Annotated in this window: 3 protein-coding genes; all 3 read left to right on the top strand. The window is 72.5% G+C overall.

The window, feature by feature from the left end; all coding sequences use genetic code 11:
- Positions 1-283: 283 nt before the first annotated feature.
- A complete protein-coding gene (locus ACFQ11_RS37180; RefSeq protein WP_378307575.1) occupies positions 284-1,405 on the top strand; it encodes a M24 family metallopeptidase in 1,122 nt (373 codons plus the stop codon).
- 327 nt (positions 1,406-1,732) lie between these two features.
- The gene (locus ACFQ11_RS37175) at positions 1,733-2,965 is read left to right on the top strand and encodes an ABC transporter ATP-binding protein (protein ID WP_378307573.1); all 1,233 of its coding nucleotides are present in this window, start codon (positions 1,733-1,735) and stop codon (positions 2,963-2,965) included.
- Entirely contained in the window at positions 2,962-4,293 is a 1,332-nt protein-coding gene (locus tag ACFQ11_RS37170) for an ABC transporter substrate-binding protein (RefSeq protein ID WP_378307571.1), read from the top strand. Before ACFQ11_RS37175 ends, ACFQ11_RS37170 begins: the two co-directional genes overlap by 4 nt.
- Positions 4,294-4,383: the final 90 nt, after the last annotated feature.

The raw sequence follows: 4,383 nt of genomic DNA, 5'->3' as shown, positions 1-4,383 counted from the left end.
GTCCGGTCTCGCGGCGGCCCCGGCCGCCGCCCGCCCGGCGGCGCGCCCGGTCTCCCTCGCGGGCACCCGGTCAGCCGCCGGGCCGGCGGGACGGGCCGGGGCGGCGCCGCCCGCCGGTTCTTGCGATGCTGGGGTCGTATCCGAGGCGGTTCATCCTGTGTCGGAGCACATGCAGAATGTAACAGGACCAGGTCACAGGGGAGGAGGAAGCGGCGATCGCGCATCGCCGAGGGCGCGCCGCACCACGGGCGTCCCGGCGGACGCGGGCGCCGCGACCGCGAAGATGGAGACGGATGTAACGACGGAGTTGTATCCGCGTGAGCGGCTCGGCCGTGTGCGGGAGGCGGCGGCGAGGGCGGGGCTGGGGGCGGTGCTGCTCACCCCGGGCCCGGACCTGCGCTACGTCACCGGCTACGACGCGCTGCCGCTCGAACGGCTCACGTGCCTGGTGGTGCCCGCGTCCGGCGACGCGTTCATGATGGTCCCGCGGCTGGAGCTGCCCGCCGCGCAGGAGTCGCCCGCGGGCGGCCTCGGCGTGGAGTTCGTGCCGTGGGACGAGACCGACGACCCGTTCGCGCTGGCCGCGGCCCGGCTGCCGCGGGACATCGCCAAGGTCGGGGTCGCCGACCGGATGTGGGCCGTGATGGCGCTGCGGTTCCGGGCGGCGCTGCCGGGCGCCGAGCAGGTCGCCGCGGGGTCGGTGCTGCGGGAGCTGCGCATGCGCAAGAGCGCCGCCGAGGTGGCGGCGCTGCGCGAGGCGGGCGCCGCGATCGACCGGGTGCACCGCCGGGTGCCGGAGTTCCTGCGTCCCGGCCGCACCGAGCGGGAGGTGGGCCGCGACATCGCGGACGCCATCATCGCCGAGGGGCACGAGAGGGTCGACTTCGTCATCGTGGGGTCGGGCCCGAACGGAGCCAACCCGCACGCCGAGCTGTCGGACCGGGAGATCCGGCCCGGTGAGCCGGTCGTGGTCGACATCGGCGGGACGATGCCGTCCGGCTACTGCTCCGACTCCACCCGCAACTACTGCGTGGGAGAGCCGCCCGCCGAGTACCGCGCGTACTACACGGTCCTGGAGGAGGCGCAGCGCGCGTCGTGCGAGGCCGTCCGGCCCGGGGCGACGCCGGAGTCGGTGGACGCCGCGGGCCGCGACGTCATCGACGCCGCCGGGCACGGCGAGCACTTCTTCCACCGGACCGGGCACGGCATCGGCCTGGAGTCGCACGAGGAGCCGTACATCGTCGCGGGCAACACCGAGCCGCTGGAGCCCGGGATGGCGTTCTCCATCGAGCCCGGCATCTACCCGGGGCCGCACGGCGCCCGCATCGAGGACATCGTCGTGTGCACCGAGGACGGGTACGAGCCGATGAACGTGACCGAGCGCGGACTCGTGATCGTCGGCTGACGACGCCGCTGATCAGGCGATTCGGATAAGGCCGGTTTTCCGGTCGGGAAACTGGGGGAGGGCGGGGCGTTTTCGTCCCGCCCTTCCGGCATTTCGGACGTCCACGGAATGGTGCGGCGGAGACGTCCGTCAACGGCCGGGATCGCGACGATAACGATCTCTGCACCAAATGCGTTCCCCGGCACACCGCGTATTGCGGTGGGGGCGTTCCGCCATGTACGACCTTGTTTCAAGTTACGCCGGGGTAGTGACGTTTCTCCCACCGCCCGGGCAGGGCCCCGCCCGCCCGGACGGCGGGGGACCCGTGCCGGAAGAAGAGGAGACGCCGTGGCAGAGGTCGACCTGACCAGCGTCGGGAAGGTCTATCCCGACGGCACGCGGGCCGTGACCGACCTGAACCTCCACATCGCCGACGGGGAGTTCCTCGTCCTGGTCGGCCCCTCCGGCTGCGGCAAGACGACCGCGCTGCGGATGGTCGCCGGCCTCGAGGACATCTCCGAGGGCGAGGTCGTCATCGGCGGGCGGGTCGTCAACCGGGTCCCCGCCCGCGACCGCGACGTCGCGATGGTGTTCCAGAGCTACGCCCTGTACCCGCACCTCTCCGTGCGCGACAACATCGGGTTCGGCCTGTCGCTGCGCAAGATGCCGAAGGCCGAGATCCGCGCGAAGGTCGACCGGGCCGCCGAGATCCTCGGCCTCACCGAGCACCTCGGCCGCAAGCCCCGCAACCTGTCGGGCGGCCAGCGGCAGCGCGTCGCGATGGGCCGCGCGATCGTCCGCGAGCCGCAGGCGTTCCTGATGGACGAGCCGCTGTCGAACCTCGACGCCAAGCTGCGCGTGCAGATGCGCGCCGAGATCGCCCGCCTGCAGCGGGACCTCGGCGTCACCACCATCTACGTCACGCACGACCAGACCGAGGCGATGACGCTCGGCGACCGGGTCGCGGTCATGAAGAAGGGCGAGCTGCAGCAGGTCGCGCCGCCCCAGGAACTCTACGACCGGCCCGCGAACCTCTTCGTCGCGGGATTCATCGGCTCGCCGGCCATGAACCTGCTCAAGGGCGTCCTCACCGGGGACGCGGAGAACCCGCGCCTGGAGATCGGCGCCCGGACGCTGACGCTGCCGCCCTCGGTGCTGACCGAGCGCCCGGCCCTGGCGTCCTACCTGGGGCGCGACGTCGTCGTCGGCGTCCGCCCCGAGGACATGGAGGACGCCGAGCTCACCGAGGCCCCCGAGGGGACCCGGCTGGAGGCCGCCGCCGATCTGGTGGAGGCGATGGGCTCGGACGTGCTCGTCCACTTCGCGGTCGAGGCGGCGCCGGTCGTCACCGAGGACACCAAGGAGCTCGCCCGCGACGCGGGAGCCGACGTGCCGGGCGGCGCGCGCGAGGAGCGCACCGAGATCGTCGCCCGGTTCAGCCCCCGCACCCGCGTGAAGGCGGGCGACCCGGTGACGATCCGCGTCGACACCGGGCGCCTGCACTTCTTCGATATCGAGTCCGGCGCGTCGATCTGGGGAGCAGGCGGCGCGGCCGGTCCGCTCAGGAAGGATGAGGGATGAGGGTCTCATGGTTCGGCCGCCGGGCGTTCGGCGCGGCCGTCGCGGCGGGGATGCTGGTGTCGTCCGCCGCGGCGTGCGGCGGGGACGACGGCGGCGGTGAGGGCGACGGCGGCGGCGACGGTCCGCTGAAGGGCGTCACGATCGAGGTCGCGGCGAAATGGACCGGCCCGGAGGAGGAGAACTTCCGCAAGGTCCTCGACGCGTTCGAGAAGCAGAGCGGCGCGACCGTCAACTACGCCTCCACCGGCGAGAACACCGACGCCTTCCTCGGGCCGCGGCTGTCGGCCGGCAACCCGCCGGACGTGGCGATCCTGCCGCAGCCCGGCCTGATGCAGCAGTACGCGAAGGACGGCAAGCTCAAGCCGCTCGGCGGCGACGCCGTCGCCGAGGTCGAGAAGAACTTCGAGCCGTACTGGAAGGAACTCGGCTCCAGCGACGGCAAGACCTACGGCGTGATGATCAAGGCCGCCTACAAGTCGATCATCTGGTACTCGCCGGAGGCGTTCTCCGCCGCGGGCGTCCAGCCCCCCAAGACGTTCGACGAGCTCGCCCAGGCGTCCACGACGCTGCTGAACTCCGGCACCGCCCCCTTCACGCTGGCCGCCGGGCCGCAGGACTCCTGGACGCTCACCGACTGGTTCGAGAACGTCTACCTGTCGCAGGCCGGGCCGGAGAACTACGACAAGCTCGCCGAGCACGAGCTCAAGTGGACCGACGAGACCGTCGCGAACGCGCTGGAGACCCTCGCGAAGATCTGGGGCAAGCCCGACTTCCTCAACGGCGGCGTCGCCACCGCCACCAAGACGAAGTTCGACGAGTCGGTCACCCAGGTGTTCGGCCAGCAGAAGGCCGCGATGGTGTACGGCGGCGACTTCGCCGCCGCCAACATCGGCACCACCGAGGCCGAGGTCGGCACGGACGCGAAGGTGTTCCCCTTCCCGCAGGCCGGGGACACCGCGCCCGCGATCCTCGGCGGCGACGTCGCCGTCGCGCTGACCGACGACAAGGGCACGCAGGAGCTCATGAAGTTCCTCGCCTCGCCCGAGGCCGGGAAGACCTGGGCCGGGCTCGGCGGCTACCTCACCCCGAACAAGAACGTGCCGCCGGACGCCTACTCCGACCCGATCGCCAAGCAGCTCATCCAGCAGCTCCAGGCCGCCGGTGACGCCGCCCGCTACGACATGTCCGACCTGACGCCCGCCGCGTTCGGCGCGACCCCCGGCGACGGCATGTGGGAGGCGCTGCGCCAGTTCGTGCAGAACCCGACCGACGTCGAGGGGACGCAGAAGAGGCTGGAGTCCGCCGCCGCCGAGGCGTACGGCGAGTAAGGGACCCCGATGAAGGCTCCGAAAGACGGGACGCCGCCGGCCGTCACGGCCGGCGGCGCCGCCGCGGACGTCGGCGATGCCGGCGCGGCG

Source organism: Actinomadura sediminis, from assembly GCF_042675525.1.
Classification (GTDB): Bacteria; Actinomycetota; Actinomycetes; order Streptosporangiales; family Streptosporangiaceae; genus Spirillospora; species Spirillospora sediminis.
Note: the sequence above shows the minus strand (reverse complement) of the source record. Positions and strands in the feature narration are given on the sequence as shown.

What these genes read in the sequence shown, in the direction of transcription:
- ACFQ11_RS37180 (WP_378307575.1), top strand. Translation starts at nt 284, where the DNA reads ATGGAGACGGATGTAACGACGGAGTTGTATCCGCGTGAGCGGCTCGGC.
- ACFQ11_RS37170 (WP_378307571.1), top strand. Translation starts at nt 2,962, where the DNA reads ATGAGGGTCTCATGGTTCGGCCGCCGGGCGTTCGGCGCGGCCGTCGCG.